Here is a 20,975-nt window from a genome sequence, read left to right on the forward strand (position 1 = left end):
GGCTTTGGGGGCTGAGGGCAGTGTCGAACGAAAACGAGCAGAAGCTCCTGGACTACCTCCGGCGGGCCACCGTGGATCTGCGCGACGCGCGGCGCCGGGTGGCCGAGCTGGAGTCCAGTGACCAGGAGCCGATCGCGATCATCGGCATGGCCTGCCGGTTCCCCGGCGGGGTCACCAGCCCCGAGCAACTCTGGGACCTGGTCGCGGCGGGCGGGGACGGCATCTCACCGTTCCCCGTCAACCGCGGCTGGGACCTGGATTCCTTGTACGACCCCGATCCGGACCGCTCCGGCACCGCCTATGTGCGCGAAAGCGGGTTCCTGCACGAGGCCGACGAGTTCGACCCGGACTTCTTCGGCATCTCCCCGCGCGAAGCCCTCGCCATGGACCCGCAGCAGCGGCTACTGCTGGAGACCTCCTGGGAAGCCTTCGAGCGGGCCGGGATCAACCCGGAATCCTTGCGTGGCAGCAAAACCGGCGTGTACGCGGGCCTGATGTACCACGACTACGCGCCCCGCATGCACGAAGTTCCGCCGGGCGTGGAGGGCTACCTCGCCACCGGCAGCTCCGGCAGCGTGGTCTCCGGCCGAGTGTCCTACACCCTTGGCCTGGAAGGGCCTTCGGTCACCATCGACACGGCGTGCTCGTCCTCGCTGGTCGCACTGCACCTCGCGGTGCGCTCGCTGCGCAAGGGCGAAACCAGTCTCGCGCTGGCCGGCGGTGTCGCGGTGATGGCCACCCCGGCCGCGTTCGTGGAGTTCTCCCGGCAGCGCGGCCTGGCCCCCGACGGCCGGTGCAAGTCCTTCGCCGCCGCCGCGGACGGCACCTCCTGGTCCGAGGGCGCGGGCATGATCCTCCTGGAGAAGCTCTCCGACGCCCAGCGCAACGGCCACCCGATCCTGGCCGTGGTGCGTGGCACCGCGGTCAACCAGGACGGCGCGAGCAGCGGACTGACCGCCCCCAACGGTCCCTCCCAGCAACGCGTGATCCGCCAGGCACTGGCCGACGCCGGACTCACCGCCGCCGACGTGGACGCGGTCGAGGCACACGGCACCGGCACCAAACTCGGCGATCCCATTGAGGCACAGGCACTCCTGGCCACCTACGGCCAGGAGCACAACGACGCGCTGCCGCTGTGGCTGGGCTCGCTCAAATCCAACATCGGGCACACCCAGGCCGCGGCAGGCGCCGGCGGCATCATCAAAATGGTCATGGCCATGCGGCACGGCCTGCTGCCCAAGACCCTCCATGTCGATGAGCCCTCGCCGCAGATCGACTGGTCCGCCGGTGCGGTGTCGCTGCTCACCGAGGCCCAGCCGTGGCCGGAGACCGGACGGCCGCGCCGGTCCGCGGTGTCCAGCTTCGGCGTCTCCGGCACCAACGCACACGCCGTGATCGAAGCCGCTCCGGAACCGGAAACCGTTGAGCGCTCGGCTGATCCGCAGGTGCTGCCCTGGCTGCTGTCCGCGCGCACCCCCGAGGCCCTGCGCGCGACCGCCAACCGACTCAAGTCCACTGTGGACAGCGAGTCGGACCTCTCGGTGCTCGACACCGCCTACTCGCTGGCCACCGGCCGCGGCGCCTTCGAGCACCGCGCCGTGGTCATCGCGGCCGAACGGGACGGGTTCAGCACCGCGCTGCACGCGCTCGCCGAGGGCGGTAGCGCGGCGAATCTGGTGCAGGGCACCGCCCGTCCCAGCGACAAGGTCGCCTTCGTCTTCCCCGGCCAGGGTTCGCAGTGGGCCGGGATGGCCCTGGAACTGCTCGACTCCTCACCGGTGTTCGCCGCCCGGATGACCGAATGCGCCGACGCGCTGGCCGAGTTCACCGACTGGTCCCTGCTGGAGGTGTTGCGCGGCAAGGACGGCGCACCCACTCTGGACCGGGTCGACGTGGTGCAGCCCGCACTGTGGGCGATGATGGTCTCCCTCGCCGCGGTGTGGGGCTCCTTCGGCGTCAACCCCTCCGCCGTGGTCGGCCACTCCCAGGGCGAGATCGCCGCCGCCGCGGTGTCCGGGGCACTGTCCCTTCAGGACGCCGCCCGGGTGGTGGCGTTGCGTAGCAAGGCGATCCGCGCGCTGGCCGGTAAGGGCGGCATGATGTCGGTGTCGCTGTCGCGCACCGAGGTCGAGACCCGCATTGCCCGCTGGGACGGCCGGATCTCGGTCGCCGCGGTCAACGGACCCGCCTCCGTGGTGGTCGCCGGTGAACCCGGCGCACTGGACGAACTGCTCGCCGAATGCGAGACCGCGGACATCCGCGCCCGCAAGATCCCGGTGGACTACGCCTCGCACTCCGCCTACGTGGAAGAGATCCGGGACGACATCCACCAGGTGCTGGCCCCGATCCAGCCGCGGTCCGCCGAAATTCCGTTCCACTCCACGGTGACCGGCGAGCTGCTCGACACCGCCGCGCTGGACGCTGAGTACTGGTACACCAACCTGCGCCAGACCGTGCGGTTCGAGGACACCGTGCGCGGCCTGGTCGAGCAGGGCTACCGGTTCTTCATCGAGATGAGCCCGCACCCGGTGCTCACCGTCGGCGTGCAGGACACCGTGGACGCCGCCGGTGGCGAGGCCATCGTGGTCGGCTCGCTGCGCCGCGAGGAAGGCGGCCTCACCCGCTGCCTCACCTCGCTGGCCGAAGCCTACGTCGGCGGCCTGGAACTGGACTGGCAGGTCGTCTTCGCCAACTCCGGCGCCCGTCGCCGCGAACTGCCCACCTACCCGTTCCAGCGCAGGCGGTTCTGGCTCGAACCCCTAGCTCCCGCCGCTGCCGCCGACCCCGCTGACGCCGGGTTCTGGGCCGCGGTGGACCGCGCCGACCTGGACGCGGTCACCACCACCCTCGCCGTGGACGGCAACACCCCGCTCAGCGAGGTCCTGCCCGCGATGACCAGCTGGCGCCGCCAGCGCAAGGAACTCGCCGCCGTGGACGGCTGGCGCTACCGGGTCAGCTGGACCCCGCTCAGCACCCCTACTGCCCCTGGCCTCACCGGAAACTGGCTGCTCGCGCACTCGGGTTCGGTGCCGGGTGGGCTGGTCGCGGCACTCACCGCGCACGGCGCGCAGGTCACCGAGATCGCGATCCACGGCGACCGCGGCACCATCGCGGAAACCCTGACCACCGCGGGCATTGCCGAGGCCGCCGGGCTGATCTCGGTGCTGGCCCTGGACGAGACCGCGCACCCCGACCACCCCGAGTTGAGCGCCGGCCTGGCCCGCACCCTGCAACTCACCCAGGCCCTCGGCGACACCGGAGCCGCCGCTCCGCTGTGGTGCCTGACTCGTGGCGCGGTCGGCATCGGCGGCACGGACACGCTCACCAGCCCGGTGCAGGCCCAGGTCTGGGGCTTCGGACGGGTTGTCGCACTGGAACATCCGGCCCGCTGGGGCGGCCTGCTCGACCTGCCCGAGGCCCTCGACGAGCGCACCGGCACGCACTTGGCCGCGGCGCTGACCGGCACCGAGGACCAGGTGACCCTGCGTCCGGCCGGACTCTTCGGCCGCCGCCTCACTCCCACCCCGCTCACCGCCCAGCCCGCCCGCAACTGGCAGCCCGGCTCGGCCGCCTTGGTCACCGGCGCAGCCGAACCCCTTGGTGCGGAAGCCGCCCGCTGGCTCGCCAGCCAGGGCGTCACCACACTCGTCCTGCCCGGCGCGGCTTCCGGTCTGGCCGAAGAGCTGGCCGAACTGGGTGCGACCGCGCTGGTCACCACCGTGGACCAGCTCGCCGGAGTGCTCGCCGAGCACCCGGTCAGCACCGTGCTGCACGCCCCGCCCGTGGTTGCACCGTCCGAAGTGGACAGTGTTGACCTGGCCGGGTTCGCCGCCGTGGTCGCGGCCAAAACCGCCGACCTGCTCGCGGTCGAAGCCCTCGCGGTCGAGGCCGAGACAGTGATCTTCTTCTCCTCGGTCGCCGCGGTCTGGGGCGGTGGCAACCAGGGCGCCTACGCCGCCGGGTCCGCCTACCTGGACGCACTCGCCGAGTACCGGCGCGGCAACGGCCTGCCCGCCAACGTGATCGCCTGGAGCCCGTGGGACGGCGGCACCACCGTGGACGCCCTGGGCGAGCAGCTGCGCCGCCGCGGGGTGCGCGCACTGGCCCCGGCCGCCGCGCTGACCGCGTTGCGTCAGGTACTTGACCACGACGAGACCGCGGTGACCATCGCCGACATCGACTGGTCCCGCTTCCACCCCGGCTTCACCGCCGCCCGCCCCAGCCCGCTGCTGTCCGCGCTGCCCCGGGTCGCCGAACTCCTGGCTGAGGCAGCAGAGGCCGAGCAGACCGGCTCCCCGCTGGCCCAGCGCCTGGCCGGACTGTCCGAAGTGGACCAGGCACAGGCCGTGCTCGACCTGGTGCGCGCTCAGCTCGCCGCCGTGCTCGAACACCCCTCGCCGGACTCGGTGGACGTCAACCGGGCCTTCCGCGAATTGGGCTTCGACTCGCTTACCGCGGTCGACCTGCGCAACCGCCTCAACACCGCCACCGGTCTGAAGCTCCCGGCCACCCTGGTCTTCGACTACCCGACCGCGACCGTGCTCGCCGAGTTCCTGCGCGGCGAGATCATCGGGGTCAGCGCCGAGGCCGCGGCCAGCACGGTCGTGGTCAACGACGACGACCCGATCGCCATCGTCGGCATGGCCTGCCGCTTCCCCGGCGGTGTGGACAGCCCGGAAGCGTTGTGGCGCCTGGTCGCCGAGGGCGTGGACGCCATCTCCGGCTTCCCGGCCAACCGCGGCTGGGACCTGGACGGCCTCTACGATCCCGACCCGGAACGCACCGGCCGCTCCTACACCCGCGAGGGCGGCTTCCTGCATCAGGCCGACGAGTTCGACCCGGCCTTCTTCGGCATCTCCCCGCGCGAGGCCACCGCGATGGACCCGCAGCACCGGCTGCTGCTGGAAACCTCCTGGGAGGCATTCGAGCGGGCGGGCATCAACCCGGACTCGTTGCGCGGCAAGCAGGTCGGCGTGTTCGCGGGCACCAACGGCCAGCACTACGCGCCGCTGCTGCTGGAGGGTCCGGACAACTTCGACGGCTACCTGGCCATCGGCAACGGCGCGAGCATCCTCTCCGGCCGCATCTCCTACACCCTCGGCCTTGAGGGCCCGGCGATGACGGTGGACACCGCCTGCTCGGCGTCCCTGGTCGCGTTGCACCTGGGTGCACAGGCCCTGCGCAACGGCGAATGCTCCCTCGCGCTGGCGGGCGGGGTGACGATCATGTCCACCCCGGACATGTTCTTCGAGTTCAGCAGGCAGCGCGGACTGGCAAGGGACGGCCGGTCCAAGGCGTTCGCGGCCGCCGCGGACGGCTTCGCGCTCGCCGAGGGCGCGGGCATGCTGGTGCTCGAACGACTTTCCGACGCCCGCCGCAACGGACACCCGGTGCTGGCCCTGGTTCGTGGCAGCGCGGTGAACCAGGACGGCGCCTCCAACGGTCTGACCGCGCCGAACGGCCCTGCCCAGCAGCGGGTCATCCGGCAGGCGCTGGCCAGCGCCGGGCTGTCCGCCCAGCAGGTCGAGGTGGTCGAAGCACACGGCACCGGCACCACCCTGGGCGATCCGATCGAGGCCCAGGCCGTGCTCGCCACCTATGGGCAGGACCGGGAAACCCCGCTGTGGCTGGGATCCCTGAAGTCCAACATCGGGCACACCCAGGCCGCCGCGGGCATCGCGGGCGTGATGAAGATGGTCCTCGCGATGCGGCACGGCCTGCTGCCCAAGACCCTGCACGTGGACGCGCCGTCCCCGCAGATCGACTGGTCCGCCGGCGCGGTCTCGCTGCTCACCGAGGCCCAGGACTGGCCGAGCACCGGCGAACCACGGCGTGCGGGCGTGTCCAGCTTCGGCATGAGCGGCACCAACGCGCACGCCATCCTGGAAGAAGCCCCCGCCGAGGACCCGGCCAAACACTCCGCAGTGGACGGTCCGCAGTCCTGGCCGCTGGCCGCCCGCACCCCGGAAGCCCTGCGCGGCCAGGCCGAGCGCCTGCTCGACTTCCTGGACAACCACCCCGGCTCGGCGCCGGTCGACGTGGCCCGCTCGTTGGTCGAGCAGCGCGGCGGGTTCGAGCACCGCGCCGTGCTGGTGGCCACCGAACGCGCCGACTTCCGCGCCGCGCTCGCCGCCCTGGCCCAGGACGAGCCCTCCGGCGCCCTGGTCCAGGGCCTGGCGGGCGCACCAGGCAAGGTCGCGTTCGTCTTCCCCGGCCAGGGTTCGCAGTGGCTCGGCATGGCCCTGGACCTCGCCGAGGCCGAACCGGTCTTCGCTGAACGACTGGCCGACTGCGCCGGTGCGCTGGCCGAGTTCACCGACTGGGACCTCTTCGAGGTGTTGCGCGGCAACGGCCCCGGCTTCGACCGGGTCGACGTCGTGCAGCCCGCGCTGTGGGCGGTGATGGTCTCCCTGGCCGCGCTGTGGCGCTCCTACGGCGTCGAGCCCGCCGCGGTGATCGGCCATTCGCAGGGTGAGATCGCCGCCGCCGCGGTCTCCGGTGCGCTGTCGCTGCGGGACGCGGCCAAGGTGGTCGCGTTGCGCAGCCTGGCGATCCGGGCCCTGGCGGGCAAGGGCGGCATGATGTCCGTGCCACTGCCCCTCACCGCGGTCGAAGAACGCCTGACCCGCTGGGCCGGCCGGATCTCGGTGGCCGCGATCAACGGCCCGACCGCGATCGTGGTCGCCGGTGACCCCGCAGCCCTGGACGAGCTGTTCGCCGACTGCGAGACCGAGGGCATCCGGGCCCGCAAGATCCCGGTGGACTACGCCTCGCACTCCGCACACGTCGAGCAGATCCGGGACGAACTGCTCACTGTCCTCAGTGGACTCTCGCCGCGAAGCTCGGAGATTCCGTTCCACTCCACGGTGACCGGCGAACTGATCGACACCGTCGCGCTGGACGCCGAGTACTGGTACACCAACCTGCGCCAGACCGTCCGGTTCGAGGAGGTCGTGCGCGGACTCGCCGGAGCGGGTGTCACCGCCTTCGTGGAGACCAGCCCGCACCCGGTGCTCACCTTCGGCCTCAACGAGATCCTCGGCGAACAGGGCGTGGCCACGGGTTCGCTGCGCCGCGAGGACGGCGGCCTGGACCGGTTCCTACTGTCCCTGGCCGAACTTCAGGTCCGCGGCCACCGGGTCGACCTCACCCCGCGGATCGGCGACGGCCGCCTGCTCACCCTGCCCACCTACGCCTTCCAGCGGCAGCGGTACTGGCCGCGACCGGGTACCGGCCGGGCCGGTGACGCCGGGTCGATCGGCCTGCACAACGCCGACCACCCGCTGCTCGGCGCGGCCGTCGCCCTCGCCGACAGCGACGGCTTCCTGTTCACCGGCAGGCTCTCCCTGCAAACCCACCCGTGGCTGGCCGACCACGCCGTGTCCGGCACGATCCTGTTGCCCGGCACCGCCTTCGTCGAACTCGCCGGACACGCCGGGGACGCGGTCGGCTGCCACCGCCTGGACGAGCTGACCCTGGAAGCCCCGCTGCTGCTGCCCGCCACTGGCGGCGTGGCCGTGCAACTCGTGCTCAGCGCACCAGACAACGCGGGCACCCGCACGCTCACCCTGCACTCCCGCCCGGACTCCGCCGACCCGGACCAGCCGTGGACCCGGCACGCCAGCGGCCTGCTCTCCACCACAGCCAGCCCGGCCGAGGGCCTCACCACCTGGCCGCCCACCGGAGCCACCCCGATCCCGGTCGAGGACATCTACGCGCGGTTCGCCGACCGCGGCTACGAGTACGGCCCCGCCTTCCAGGGCCTGCGCGCGGCCTGGCGCACCGAGACCGAGGTCTACGCCGAGGTCGCGCTGCCGCAAGCGGAGGACGCGGGCCGCTACGGTCTGCACCCGGCGCTGCTGGACGCGGCCGTGCAGGCCATCGGCCTCGGCGACTTCTTCGCCGACCCGGAAACCCCGCGGCTGCCCTTCGCCTGGAACGGTTTCACCCTGCACGCCGAGGGCGCCACCGCACTCCGGGTCCGGCTGACCGCCGCCGGGGACGACGCCATCAGCATCACCGTCGCCGACCCCACCGGCGCCCCGGTCGCCGCGGTCGAATCCCTGCAACTGCGCCAGGTCAGCGCCGACGCGCTGGTCACCCGCGACACCAGCCTGGACCACCTGTTCCGGCTGGAGTGGACAGTCCTCAGTGGACTCACCGCACCCGATGTGCCGAGTCCGGCAGCGGTGCTGGGCCGGGACGACCTCAAGGTCGGCTCCGCCCTGGCCAGCAGCGGCAGCACCGTCACCAGCCACGCCTCCCTGGCCGACCTGGCCGCGGACGCACCCGAGTTGACCCTGGTCGCCTTCCCCGCGGTCAACGGCCCACGCACCGAGGCCACCCACGCGGCCACCCGCCGCGCCCTGGAACTCGTGCAGGGCTGGCTGGCCCAGGACTCCCTCGCCGACGCCCGCCTGGTCGTGGTGACCAGGGGCGCGGTGGCCGCCCAGCCCGGCGAGGACGTCACCGACCTGGCGGGCGCCGCGGTCTGGGGACTGCTTCGTTCGGCCCAGTCCGAGCACCCCGGCCGCTTCCAGCTCCTCGACCTGGACGAGGCCGACGACTCCTACGCCGCACTGCCCGCCGCCCTGCACTCCGGCGAACCCCAGCTCGCCCTGCGCGCCGGGCACACCCACGCCTTCCGGCTGGCCAGGGCCACCAGCACCGACGCGCTGATCGCACCGTCCGAAGTGGACGCCTGGCGACTCGACGTGGCCGGTGAGGGCACCCTGGAGAACCTGGCCCTGCTGCCCTGCCCCGAGGTCCTCGAACCCCTGGGCGAAGGCCAGGTCCGGATCGCCATTCACGCCGCGGGCCTGAACTTCCGCGATGTGCTGATCGGCCTGGGCATGTACCCGGACAAGGCATTGATGGGCACCGAGGGCGCCGGAGTGATCACCGAGGTCGGCCCCGGCGTCACCGACCTCCAGCCAGGGGACCGGGTGATGGGTCTGCTGGCCGGCGCCTTCGGCCCCTACGTGGTCGCCGACCAGCGCCTGGTCACCAAGATCCCGGCGGACTGGAGCTTCGAGACCGCCGCCTCCGTGCCGGTGGTCTTCCTCACCGCCTACTACGCCCTGCACGACCTCGCCGGTCTCCAATCCGGCGAGAAGGTGCTCGTGCACGCCGCCGCCGGTGGCGTGGGCATGGCCGCCGTGCAACTCGCCCGGCACTGGGGCGCCGAGGTCTTCGGCACCGCCAGCACCGGCAAATGGGACACCCTGCGCGCCCTCGGCCTGGCCGAGGACCACATCGCCAACTCCCGCACCCTCGACTTCGAGGCCGAGCTCAGCGCGGTCACCGGCGGTAGGGGTGTCGACGTGGTGCTGGACTCGCTGGCCCGCGAGTTCGTGGACGCCTCGCTGCGGCTGCTGCCCGGCGGCGGCCGGTTCGTGGAAATGGGCAAGACCGACGTCCGCGACGCCGACCAGGTCGCCCTCGACCACCCCGGTGTGACCTACCGCGCCTTCGACCTCACCGACGCCGGCGAGGACCGGATCGCGGCGATCTTCGCCGCGCTGCGACCCCTGTTCGAGCAGGGGGTGCTGCGCCCGCTGCCGGTGCGCACCTGGGACCTGCGCCGGGCCAAGGACGCCTACCGCTTCCTCAGCCAGGCCAAGCACGTCGGCAAGCTGGTGCTCACCATCCCGCGTGGCCTGCGCACCGAGGGCACCGTACTGATCACCGGCGGTACCGGCACCCTGGGCGCGCTGCTGGCCCGGCACCTGGTCACCCGGCACGGCGTCAAGCACCTGCTGCTCACCAGCCGTCGCGGCCTGAACACACCCGGTGCCAACGAACTGGCCGCCGAGATCAGCGAACTTGGCGCATCCGTTCGCATCGAAAACTGTGATGCCGCCGACCGGAAGTCGTTGGCAGCACTGCTGAACAGCGTCCCGGCCGAACACCCGCTCACCGGTGTGATCCACGCCGCAGGGGTCCTGGACGACGGCGTGGTGTCCGCGCTCACCCCCGAGCGGCTGGCGAAGGTGTTGCGGCCCAAGGTGGACGCCGCGATCAACCTGCACGAGCTGACCTCGGGCCTGGACGCCTTCGTGCTGTTCTCCTCCGCCTCGGCCACCTTCGGCGGCGCGGGCCAGGCCAACTACGCCGCGGCCAACGCCTTCCTGGACGGCCTGGCCGCCCACCGGCGCGCACAAGGGGTACCCGGACAGGCCCTGGCCTGGGGTTTGTGGGCGCAGGCCAGTGGCATGACCGGCCATCTGGACGAGGCCGAACTGGGGCGGATGGCCCGATCGGGCATGACCCCCCTGTCTTCAGAACAGGGGTTGGCGCTGCTCGACGCCGGACTTAACTTTGACGAGGCGGTGCTGGTGCCGATGGGCCTGGACACCGCGGTCCTGCGAACGGCGGGATCCGTGCCTGCCCTGCTCACAGGGCTGGTGCGGAACCCGGCACGGAGGACCGCGGAGGCCGGATCGGCAACCGCCGGAGTGTCTGCCTTGGTGCAGCGGCTGACCGGGCTCCCCGTGGCGGAGCGGGACCGGGCACTGCTGGACCTGGTGCGGGGCAATGTCGCCACCGTGCTTGGACACGCCGGGCCGGACGCGGTGAGCGCTGACCGGGCTTTCAAGGAGCTTGGTTTTGACTCGCTGACCGCGGTCGAACTGCGAAACCGGTTGAACGCGGCCACCGGGCTGCGGTTGCCGGCCACGCTGGTCTTCGACTACCCGACCCCACTCGCGCTCGCGGAACTCCTGCGAGCCGAACTCCTGCCCGACGAGCCGGCCGCGGCCCCGCTGCTGGCCGAACTCGAACGGCTGGAGGCGGCACTGGCCATGGTGGCGCCCGCGGACATCTCCGCGATCGCCCCCAGGCTGAAGGCGTTGGCGGCCAGGTGGGTCACCGGGCCGGAAGAGGACACGGAGGCAATCGAGTCCGCCTCCGATGACGACCTGTTCGACTTCATCGACAAGGAGTTCGGACAGTCCGATTAGGACGGACTCGCGGAGTACAAAAACTGGGGATGGGCTTGATGTCGAACGAAGAGAAGCTCCGCGAGTACCTCAAGCGGGTCACCACCGACCTGCACCGCACCACCAAGAAGCTCCGAGAGGTCGAGGAGGCCGGGCACGAGCCCGTCGCCATCATCGGCATGAGCTGCCGCCTGCCCGGCGGGGTCGACAGTCCGGAATCCCTGTGGGACCTCGTCTCCACTGGCGGTGACGCGGTCGGCGGGTTTCCCGCCGACCGCGGGTGGGACCTCGAAGGGCGCTACGACGCCGACCCGGACAACCTGGGCACCTACTACGCCCGCGAAGCCGGATTCGTCTACGACGCGGGCAAGTTCGACGCCGGCTTCTTCGGCATCTCCCCGCGCGAAGCCCTCGCCATGGACCCGCAGCAGCGGCTGATCCTGGAAGCCTCCTGGGAGGCCTTTGAGCGCTCGGGCATCGACCCGAACTCCTTGCGTGGCAGCCGGACCGGAGTGTTCAGCGGAGCGTGGTTCTCCGGTTACACCCCGGGTCTGGACCAGTCCCCGCAGCACCTGGAAGGCCACCTGCTCTCCGGCGCGGCCACCAGCTTCGTCTCCGGCCGCGTCGCCTACACCCTCGGTCTGGAGGGCCCCGCCCTCACCGTGGACACCGCCTGCTCCTCCTCGCTGGTCGCCCTGCACCTGGCGGTGAAGGCGCTGCGCAACAACGAGTGCGGGCTCGCGCTCACCGGTGGCGTCACCGTGATGTCCAGCCTCAACTCACTCGTCGAGTTCTCCCGCCAGGGCGGACTGGCCGCCGACGGCCGCTGCAAGCCCTTCTCCGCCGCGGCCGACGGCTTCGGTTTCGCCGAGGGCGTGGGCATGCTGGTCCTCGAACGGCTCTCCGACGCCCAGCGCAACGGCCACCAGATCCTCGCCGTGATCCGCGGCACCGCGGTCAACCAGGACGGCGCCTCCAACGGCCTCACCGCCCCCAACGGCCCGTCCCAGCGCCGGGTCATCGCCGAGGCGCTCGGCGACGCCCGCCTCACCCCGGCCCAGGTCGACGTGGTCGAGGCGCACGGCACCGGCACCTCGCTCGGCGACCCGATCGAAGCCCAGGCCCTGCTCGCCACCTACGGCCAGGACCGGGACCGCCCGCTCTGGCTCGGCTCGGTCAAGTCCAACATCGGGCACACCCAGGCCGCCGCGGGCGTCGCCGGTGTGATCAAGATGGTGCTGGCCCTGCGCAACGGGGTGCTGCCGCAGACCCTGCACGTGGACGAGCCCTCCCCGCATGTGGACTGGTCCGCCGGATCGGTCTCCCTGCTCACCGAGCGCCTGGACTGGCCGGACACCGGGCAGCCGCGTCGCGCCGGGGTGTCCTCCTTCGGCATGAGTGGCACCAACGCGCACACCATCCTGGAGCAGGCACCGGCCGCCGAACCCGTTGACACCGAACCGGTCGCGACCACGGTGTCGCCCATCCTGCTCGCCGCCCGCGGTGCCGACGCCCTGCGCGGCCAGGCCGAACGCCTGCTGTCCTTTGTGGACAACAATCCTGAACTCTCGCTGAACGACCTCGGTTTCTCCCTCGTAACCACCCGCAGCCGGTTCGACCATCGCGCCCTGCTGGCCACCGGCGACCGGGACGCACTGCGCGCCGGACTCGGCGCCCTCGCCGCGAACATGCCCGACGCCGCACTGGTGCAGGGTGTGTCCGGAGTGGATGGCCGGGTCGTGTTCGTCTTCCCCGGTCAGGGCTCGCAGTGGCAGGGCATGGCCCTGGAACTCCTCGACACCGCACCGGTCTTCGCCGACCGGCTCACCGAATGCGGCCAGGCCCTGGCCGAGTTCACCGACTGGGATCTCCTGGAAGTGCTGCGCGGCAACGGCCCCGGCTTTGACCGGGTCGACGTGGTGCAGCCCGCGCTGTGGGCCGTGATGGTGTCCCTGGCCGCGCTCTGGCGCTCCTACGGCGTCGAACCCGCCGCGGTCGTCGGCCACTCCCAGGGCGAGATCGCCGCCGCCGCCGTCTCCGGCGCGCTCTCGCTCCGCGACGCCGCCAAGGTGGTCGCCCTGCGCAGCAAGGCAATCCGCGCACTGGCCGGTAAGGGCGGCATGATGTCGGTCGCGCTCTCCGGCGACCAGGCCGCCGAGCGACTGGCCCGCTGGGACGGCCGGATCTCGGTCGCCGCGCACAACGGCCCCGCCTCGGTGGTCGTCGCCGGTGACCCGGACGCCCTCGACGAGCTGTTCGCCGACTGCGAGGCCAGCGACATCCGGGTGCGCAAGATCCCGGTGGACTATGCCTCGCACTCCGCGCACGTGGAAACCATCCGCACCGAACTCCTCGACGTCCTCAGTGGACTGGAGCCCCGGACCGCGGATATCCCCTTCTACTCCACCGTCACCGCGGCCGTCATCGACACCGCGCGGCTGGACGGCGAGTACTGGTACACCAACCTGCGCCAGACCGTGCGCTTCGCCGAGACCACCAGGCTGCTCGCCCAGGACGGCTTCCGCTTCTTCGTCGAGGCCAGCCCGCACCCGGTGCTCACCTTCGGCGTCCAGGAAACCCTCGCCGATCTGGACGCCGTCGCGGTCGGCTCCCTGCGCCGGGAGCAGGGCGGCCTGGACCGGTTCCTGCTCTCCCTCGGCGAGGCCGAGACCCGCGGCTTGCCGGTCGACCTGAGCCCCGCCTTCCCCGGCGCGCGGCGGATCGACCTGCCCACCTACGCCTTCCAGGGCCGCTGGTACTGGCTCGAACCCGAGCACACCGCCGTCGCCGCCGACCCGGCCGACGCCGAGTTCTGGACCGCGGTGGAGAACGAGGACCTCGACCAGCTCGCCAGCACCCTGGGCACCGGCACCGAGCCGCTCAGCGGCGTGCTGCCCGCACTGACCGCCTGGCGTCGCCAGCGCCGGGACCAGTCCACTGTGGACGGTTGGCGCTACCGGGTCAGCTGGCAGCAGCTCGCCGAACCGGCCGCCGCGCCGCTGTCCGGCACCTGGCTCCTTGTGCTCCCCGAACAGAACCACCCCTTGACCACCGCGGTTTCGACCGCACTGCGCGCTCGTGGCGCCGACGTCGCCGAGCTGGTGCTCGACCGCGTTGACCGCGCCGGGCTCGCCCAGCAGCTCGCCACCCTTCCCGTGGCGCCCAGCGGAGTGCTCTCCCTGCTGGGCCTGGACACCTCGGCCCACCCCGAGGTGTCCAGGGGGCTGCGACTGACCGTCACCCTCACCCAGGCCCTCGGCGACGCGCAGGTCGACGCTCCACTGTGGACTGTCACCAGTGGCGCGGTCGGCACCGGACCGGCCGACCCGGTCCGCGCGCCGGTGGCCGCCCAGGTCTGGGGCTTCGGCCGGGTCGCCGCACTCGAACACGCCCGCCGCTGGGGCGGCTTGATCGACCTGCCCGGCAACCCCGACGAACAAGCCGTCAACCGCCTCACCGCGTTGCTGGCCGGTGCGGGGGAGGAGGACCAGCTCGCGGTGCGCGCCAACGGCATCCTGGCCCGCCGCCTGGCGCACGCCCCGCGCGGCACCACCAAACGCGAGTGGCAGCCCACCGGGACCGTGCTGGTCACCGGCGGCACCGGCGCGATCGGCGCCCAGGTGGCCCGCTGGCTGGCCCGCAACGGCGCCGACCACCTCGTCCTCACCAGCCGCCGCGGCCCGGAAGCCCCCGGCGCGCTCGACCTCGCCGCCGAACTCGGCGAACTGGGCGCCAAGGCATCCATCGAAGCCTGCGACATCAGCGACCGCGAGGCCGTGCGCGACCTCCTCGCCAGGCACCCGGTCACCGCGATCATGCACGTGGCCGGGGTCCCGCAGGCCACCGCGGTCACCGACACCACCCAGGACGAACTGGCCGAGGTCACCGCGGTCAAGATCGCCGGGGCCGCGCACCTGGCCGAGTTCGCCGGCGACCTGGACGCGTTTGTGCTGTTCTCCTCCAACTCCGGGGTCTGGGGCAGCGCGGGTCACACCGGGTACGCCGCGGGCAACGCCTACCTGGACGCACTCGCCCAGCACCGCCGCGCGCACGGCAAGCCCGCGCTCGCGGTGGCCTGGGGCGCCTGGGCCGACGGCGGCATGGCCGAGGGTGACGCGGGGGAGCAGTTGCGCCGCCGCGGCATCCTGGAAATGCGCCCCGACCTGGCCATCGCCGCCCTGCAGCGGGCCATGGACGAGGACGAGACCACCATCGCCATCGCGGATATGGACTGGACCAAGTTCGCGCCCACCTTCACCTCGGTCCGTCCCAGTCCGCTGCTGGGGGAGCTGCCCGAGGTCAAGGCCCTGCTTGCCGAGGCCGAACCGGAGACCGATTCCGGCCTGGCGCAACGACTCGCCACCGCCTCCCCGCTGGAACAGCGGCGCGCACTCGTCGACCTGGTGCGCACCCAGGTGGCCGGGGTGCTCGGCCACGACACCAGCGAAGCGGTGGACCCCGGCCGCGCCTTCCGCGAACTGGGCTTCGACTCGCTCACCGCGGTCGAACTGCGCAACCGGCTCACCGCCGCCACCGGCCTGCGGCTGCCCGCCACCCTGGCCTTCGACCACCCCACGCCCACCGTGCTCGCCGAGTTCCTGCGCGCCGAGCTGTTCCCCGCGGTCGAGGGCGCCGACGAGTCCGAAACGCGGATCCGGGCCGCGCTCGCCGCCCTGCCGCTGTCCCGAATCCGGGACGCCGGCCTGCTGGACGCCTTGCTGCGCCTGGCCGACGGCGACCCCAGCGCAGTTGAGTCCACTGTGGACGACGGCGAGACCATCGACGAGATGGACGCCGACGACCTGGTGCGCCTGGCCCTGCAGGGCTCCGACTCCTGACCTGACCGAGCTTGTGGAGACCATGATGGCTACCCCGACCGACAAGGTCGTCGAGGCCCTGCGCGCCTCGCTCAAGGAGACCGAACGCCTGCGGCAGCACAACAAGCAGCTCGACGCCGCCACCCGCGAACCCCTGGCCATCATCGGCCTGAGCTGCCGCCTGCCCGGCGGCGCGGACAACCCCGAGGCGCTCTGGCGCCTGGTCACCGGCGGTGTGGACGCGGTCGGCGACCTGCCCACCAACCGCGGCTGGGACCCGGCCACGATCTATGACGCGGACGCCACCGGACCGCAGGCCACCGAGGCCGGTTTCCTCTACGACGCCACCGAGTTCGACGCCGACTTCTTCGGCATCTCCCCTCGGGAGGCCGCCGCGATGGACCCGCAGCAGCGTCTGCTGCTGGAGGCGTCCTGGACCGCGATCGAACACGCCGGCATCGACCCGACCGCGTTGCACGGCAAGCCGGTCGGCGTGTTCGCCGGTGTCTCCGGCCAGGGCTACGGCGTTGGCCTGCAACAGGCGGGCACCGGCTCCGAGGGCTACTTCCTCACCGGCGGCGCCACCGCGGTCGCCTCCGGCCGCATCGCCTACACCCTCGGCCTGTCCGGGCCCGCGGTCACCATCGACACCGCCTGCTCCTCCTCCCTAGTAGCCCTGCACCTGGCCGCGCAGTCGCTGCGCACCGGGGAATGCGAACTGGCGCTGGTCGGCGGCGTCGCGGTGATGGCCACCCCCGGCGCGTTCACCGAGTTCTCCCGGCAGAGCGGCCTGGCTCCCGACGGCCGCTGCAAGTCCTTCTCCTCCACCGCAGACGGCGTCGGCTGGGGTGAGGGCGTCGGCGTGCTGCTGGTCGCCCGCCTCGCCGACGCGCAGCGCCTCGGCCACCGGATCCTCGCGGTGGTGCGCGGCAGCGCGATCAACCAGGACGGCGCCTCCAACGGCCTCACCGCACCCAGCGGGCCGGCCCAGCAGCGGGTCATCCGCGCCGCACTGGCCAACGCCCGACTGTCCACTTCGGACGTCGACGTGGTCGAAGCGCACGGCACCGGCACCACCCTCGGCGACCCGATCGAAGCCCAGGCCCTGCTGGCAACCTACGGCCAGGACCGGGACCGTCCACTGTGGCTGGGATCGCTCAAGTCCAACATCGGCCACACCCAGGCCGCCTCCGGAATCGCGGGCGTCATCAAGATGGTCCTCGCGCTCAACCACGGCGTGCTGCCACGCACCCTGCACGTGGACGAGCCGAGCCCGCACGTGGACTGGTCCGCCGGCTCGGTCGCCCTGCTCACCGAGGAACAGCCCTGGCCCGAGGGTGTGCGCCGGGCCGCGGTGTCCAGCTTCGGCGTGAGCGGCACCAACGCGCACGTCATCCTGGAACAGGCCCCCGCCGCAGAACCGGCCGCCCCGGGCACCCCGATCCTCGACGTGGCCCCGATCCTGCTCTCCGCCAAGGGCCTCGACGCCCTGCGCGCCCAGGCCACCGCCCTCCGCCAGCTGGACGCCCCGCTGCCCGACCTGGCCTACGCCACGCTCACCTCGCGGGCCAAGCTCGGCCACCGCGCACTCGTGCTCGCCGACACCCGCGACACCCTGCGCACCGCCCTGGACGCCCTCGCCACCGGCGACACCGCCCCAGGCTTGATCCAGGGCGCCGTCGCCGAGGGCCGCACCGCGTTCCTGTTCTCCGGCCAGGGTTCCCAGCGCCTGGGCATGGGCCGCGAACTGGCCGCGAAGTTCCCGGTGTTCGCCGACGCCTTCGACGCGGTCTGCACCGAACTGGACCGGCACCTGGACCGTCCGCTCCGCGAAGTCCTTGACACCGAAGAACTGCACCAGACCGGCTACACCCAGCCCGCCCTGTTCGCCATCGAGGTCGCGCTGTACCGCCTGGTCGAATCCTTCGGCGTCACCCCCGATGTCGTGGCGGGCCACTCCATCGGCGAGCTGGCCGCCGCGCACATCGCGGGCGTGTTCTCCCTCCCCGACGCCGCCAAGCTGGTCGCCGCGCGCGGCAGGCTGATGCAGGCGTTGCCCGCCGGTGGCGCCATGGTCGCCGTGCAGGCCAAGGAGGAGGAGGTCCGGGCGACGGACGAGGTGGCCATCGCCGCGATCAACGGTCCGGACTCGGTGGTCATTTCCGGGACCGAGTCCGCCGTGCTCGCGCTGGCCGCCGAGTTCGCCGCCCAGGGCCGCAAGACCCGGCGGCTCCAGGTCAGCCACGCCTTCCACTCCCCGCTGATGGACGGCATGCTCGCCGACTTCCGCGCCGTCGCCGAGACCATTTCCTTTGCCACCCCGGTGATCCCACTGGTCTCCACGCTCACCGGCCAGCCGGTGTCCGCCGAGCTGACCAGCCCGGACTACTGGGTGCGGCACGTGCGCGAGTCGGTGCGCTTCGCCGACGCGCTGCGCTGCCTGAACGAGGACGAGGTGGTCACCTTCCTGGAGATCGGCCCCGGCGGCGTGCTGTCCGCACTGGGTCAGGAAACCCTGGACGCCGCCTTCCTGCCGCTGCTGCGCAAGGACCGCGCCGAGCCCGAGGCTCTGCTCACCGGCCTGGCCGAGGCCCTGGTCCGCGGCGTGGACGTCGATCTGTCCACTGTGGCCGGTGGCAGCCGGATCGACCTGCCCGGCTACCCGTTCCAGCGCCAGCACTACTGGCTGGACGGCGCGGCCCCCGCCGACGCCGCGGCACTCGGCCTGACCGCCGCCGAGCACCCGCTGCTCGGCGCGGCCCTGCCGCTGCCAGGCAGCGACGGCTTCGTCTTCACCGGCAGCCTCTCCCTGCGCACCCACCCCTGGCTGGCCGACCACACCGTCCTGGACACGGTCCTGTTGCCCGGCACCGCCTTTGTCGACCTGGCCCTGCACGCCGGCCGCCAGCTCGGCGCGGACACCGTGGCCGAACTGACCATCGAGGCCCCGGTGGTGCTGCCCGCCGACGGCGCGGTCCAGCTCCAGCTCGCGGTCACCGCCCTGGACGAGACCGGCCGCCGCGGCCTGACCCTGCACTCCCGCACCGGCGACACCTGGCTCCGGCACGCCAGCGGCCTGCTCGCCACCGACTCCGCACCCGCCCAGCCGGAAGGCGTGTGGCCGCCCGCCGACGCCGTCCCGGTGGACGTCTCCGGGCTCTACGACCGGGTCGCCGAATGGGGCTACGACTACGGCCCCACCTTCCAGGGCCTCAAAGCCGCCTGGCAGCACGGCACCGACGTGCTCGCCGAAGTGACCCTGCCCGACAACGACGGCGCCGAGTTCGGCGTGCACCCGGCCCTGCTGGACGCCGCGCTGCACGCGGTCGGCCTGGGCACCCTGATCGCCGACACCGGCCAGGCCCGGCTGCCCTTCCTGTGGAACGACGTCACCCTGCACCAGCCCGGCGCCTCCACCGTCCGCGTCCGCCTCACCCCGGTCGCCGCCGACGCCGTCTCGCTCACCCTGTCCGACACCGCGGGCAACCCGGTCGCCTCAATCGGCTCGCTGGTACTCCGCCCGGTCTCCGCCGAACAGCTCCAGACCGCACGGGACAGCAACGACTCTCTGTTCCGCCTGGACTGGACCAAACTGTCCACAGTGGAGTCCGAACTGACCGACGCGGTGGTCGTGCACAGCACCGAATCCGACGTCCGGGCCGCCACCGCACACATCCTGCAGGCCGCGCAGGACTTCCTGGCCAACCCGGAACTCGCCCTCGACCGGCTGATCGTGGTCACCGCCAACGCGGACACCGACCTGGCCGCCGCCGCCGTGCACGGCCTGATCCGCGCCGCCCAGGCCGAGGAGCCCGGCCGGTTCGTCCTGGTCGACACCGACGACCAGGCCCTGATCGCGGCCGCGGTGGCCACCGGCGAACCCGAACTCCGGATCCGCGGCGGCAAGGTTTACGCCCCGCGCCTGGCCCGCGCCACCGGCACCGCCGCCAAACTCGACGGCCCGGTGCTGGTGACCGGCGCGACCGGCAGCCTCGGCACGCTGTTCGCCCGCCACCTGGTCACCGAACACGGCATCCGCGACCTGGTCCTCACCAGCCGCCGCGGCCTCGACGCCCCCGGCGCCACCGACCTCCGCGACGAGCTGACCGCCTTGGGCGCCAACGTGATCGTCGCCGCCTGCGACGCCGCCGACCGCGAGGCCCTGGCCGCCCTGCTCGCCGAACACCCGGTCAACGCCGTGGTGCACACCGCGGGCGTGCTCGACGACGGCATGCTCACCGCGCTCACCCCCGACCGCCTGGACACCGTGCTGCGCCCCAAACTGGACGCCGCCCGCAACCTGGACGAACTGACCGGCCCGGACACCACCCTGGTGCTGTTCTCCTCGGCCGCGGCCACCTTCGGCAACGCCGGTCAGGGCAACTACGCCGCCGCCAACGCGGTCCTGGATACCCTGGCCCGCCGGCGTTCCAAGCAGGGCAAGCCCACCGTGTCGCTGGCCTGGGGCCTGTGGGCACAGGGCATGGCCGACGGCGTGGACACCACCCGGCTCACCCGCGGCGGCGTCAACGCACTGTCCACAACGGACGGTCTCGCGTTGTTCGACGCGGCCCTCGGCTCTGGCGAATCGGTGCTGGTGCCGATGCGCCTGTCCACCAAGGCCACCAGCGAGGAGATCCCGCCGCTGCTGCGCGGCCTGATCAAGCCCAAGCCGCGCAAGGCCACCGAATCCGGTTCGGACGCCCTGCGCCAGCGACTGGCCGGACTCGACCTGGACGACCGGGCCACCGCGCTCATCGACCTGGTGCGCGCCAAGGCCGCCGCCGTGCTTGGCCACGGCTCGGCCGGTGCGGTGCAGGAAAGCCGCGCCTTCCAGGACCTGGGCTTCGACTCGCTCACCGCGGTCGAACTGCGCAACCAGCTCACCGCCGCCACCGGCCTGCGGCTGCCCGCCACCCTGGTCTTCGACTACCCCACCCCGGTCGCCCTCGCCGGCTACCTCCTGGAGGAACTGCCGGTCGAACAGACCACCGTCCCGGTGCTGGCCGAACTGGACCGCCTCGCGGCCAGTCTGACCGCGCTCACCGGGGACACCCGCGCCGAAGCCGTCGCGAGACTCCGGGCCCTGCTGTCCACAGTGGACGGACTGCCCGACCAGACCCCCGCCGCCCAGCTCGACTCGGCCACCGACGACGAACTCTTCGCCCTCGTCGACTCCGAGCTTGGCGTCCACTGACCACCGACAAAAGATACTGAG

General features: G+C 72.4%; 2 protein-coding genes and 1 pseudogene. All 3 read left to right on the plus strand.

All coding sequences use genetic code 11. The features are described 5' to 3' along the window. Nucleotides 1–56: 56 nt before the first annotated feature. A pseudogene (locus MZC64_RS22080) lies at nt 57–10,961 on the plus strand (type I polyketide synthase); the annotation flags it as partial. A 35-nt stretch (nt 10,962–10,996) separates the two neighbouring features. Further along, nucleotides 10,997–15,778, plus strand: a complete 4,782-nt coding sequence (locus tag MZC64_RS47940; RefSeq protein ID WP_374205781.1) for a type I polyketide synthase — start codon at nt 10,997–10,999, stop codon at nt 15,776–15,778. A gap of 13 nt (nt 15,779–15,791) precedes the next feature. After that, nucleotides 15,792–20,954 carry a type I polyketide synthase gene (locus MZC64_RS22100; RefSeq protein ID WP_374205782.1) on the plus strand — a complete coding sequence of 1,721 codons (5,163 nt, stop codon included), beginning with the start codon at nt 15,792–15,794 and terminating at the stop codon, nt 20,952–20,954. Nucleotides 20,955–20,975: the final 21 nt, after the last annotated feature.

Origin of the sequence: Crossiella sp. S99.2 (assembly GCF_023094165.1) — a bacterium.
Classification (GTDB): Bacteria; Actinomycetota; Actinomycetes; order Mycobacteriales; family Pseudonocardiaceae; genus Crossiella.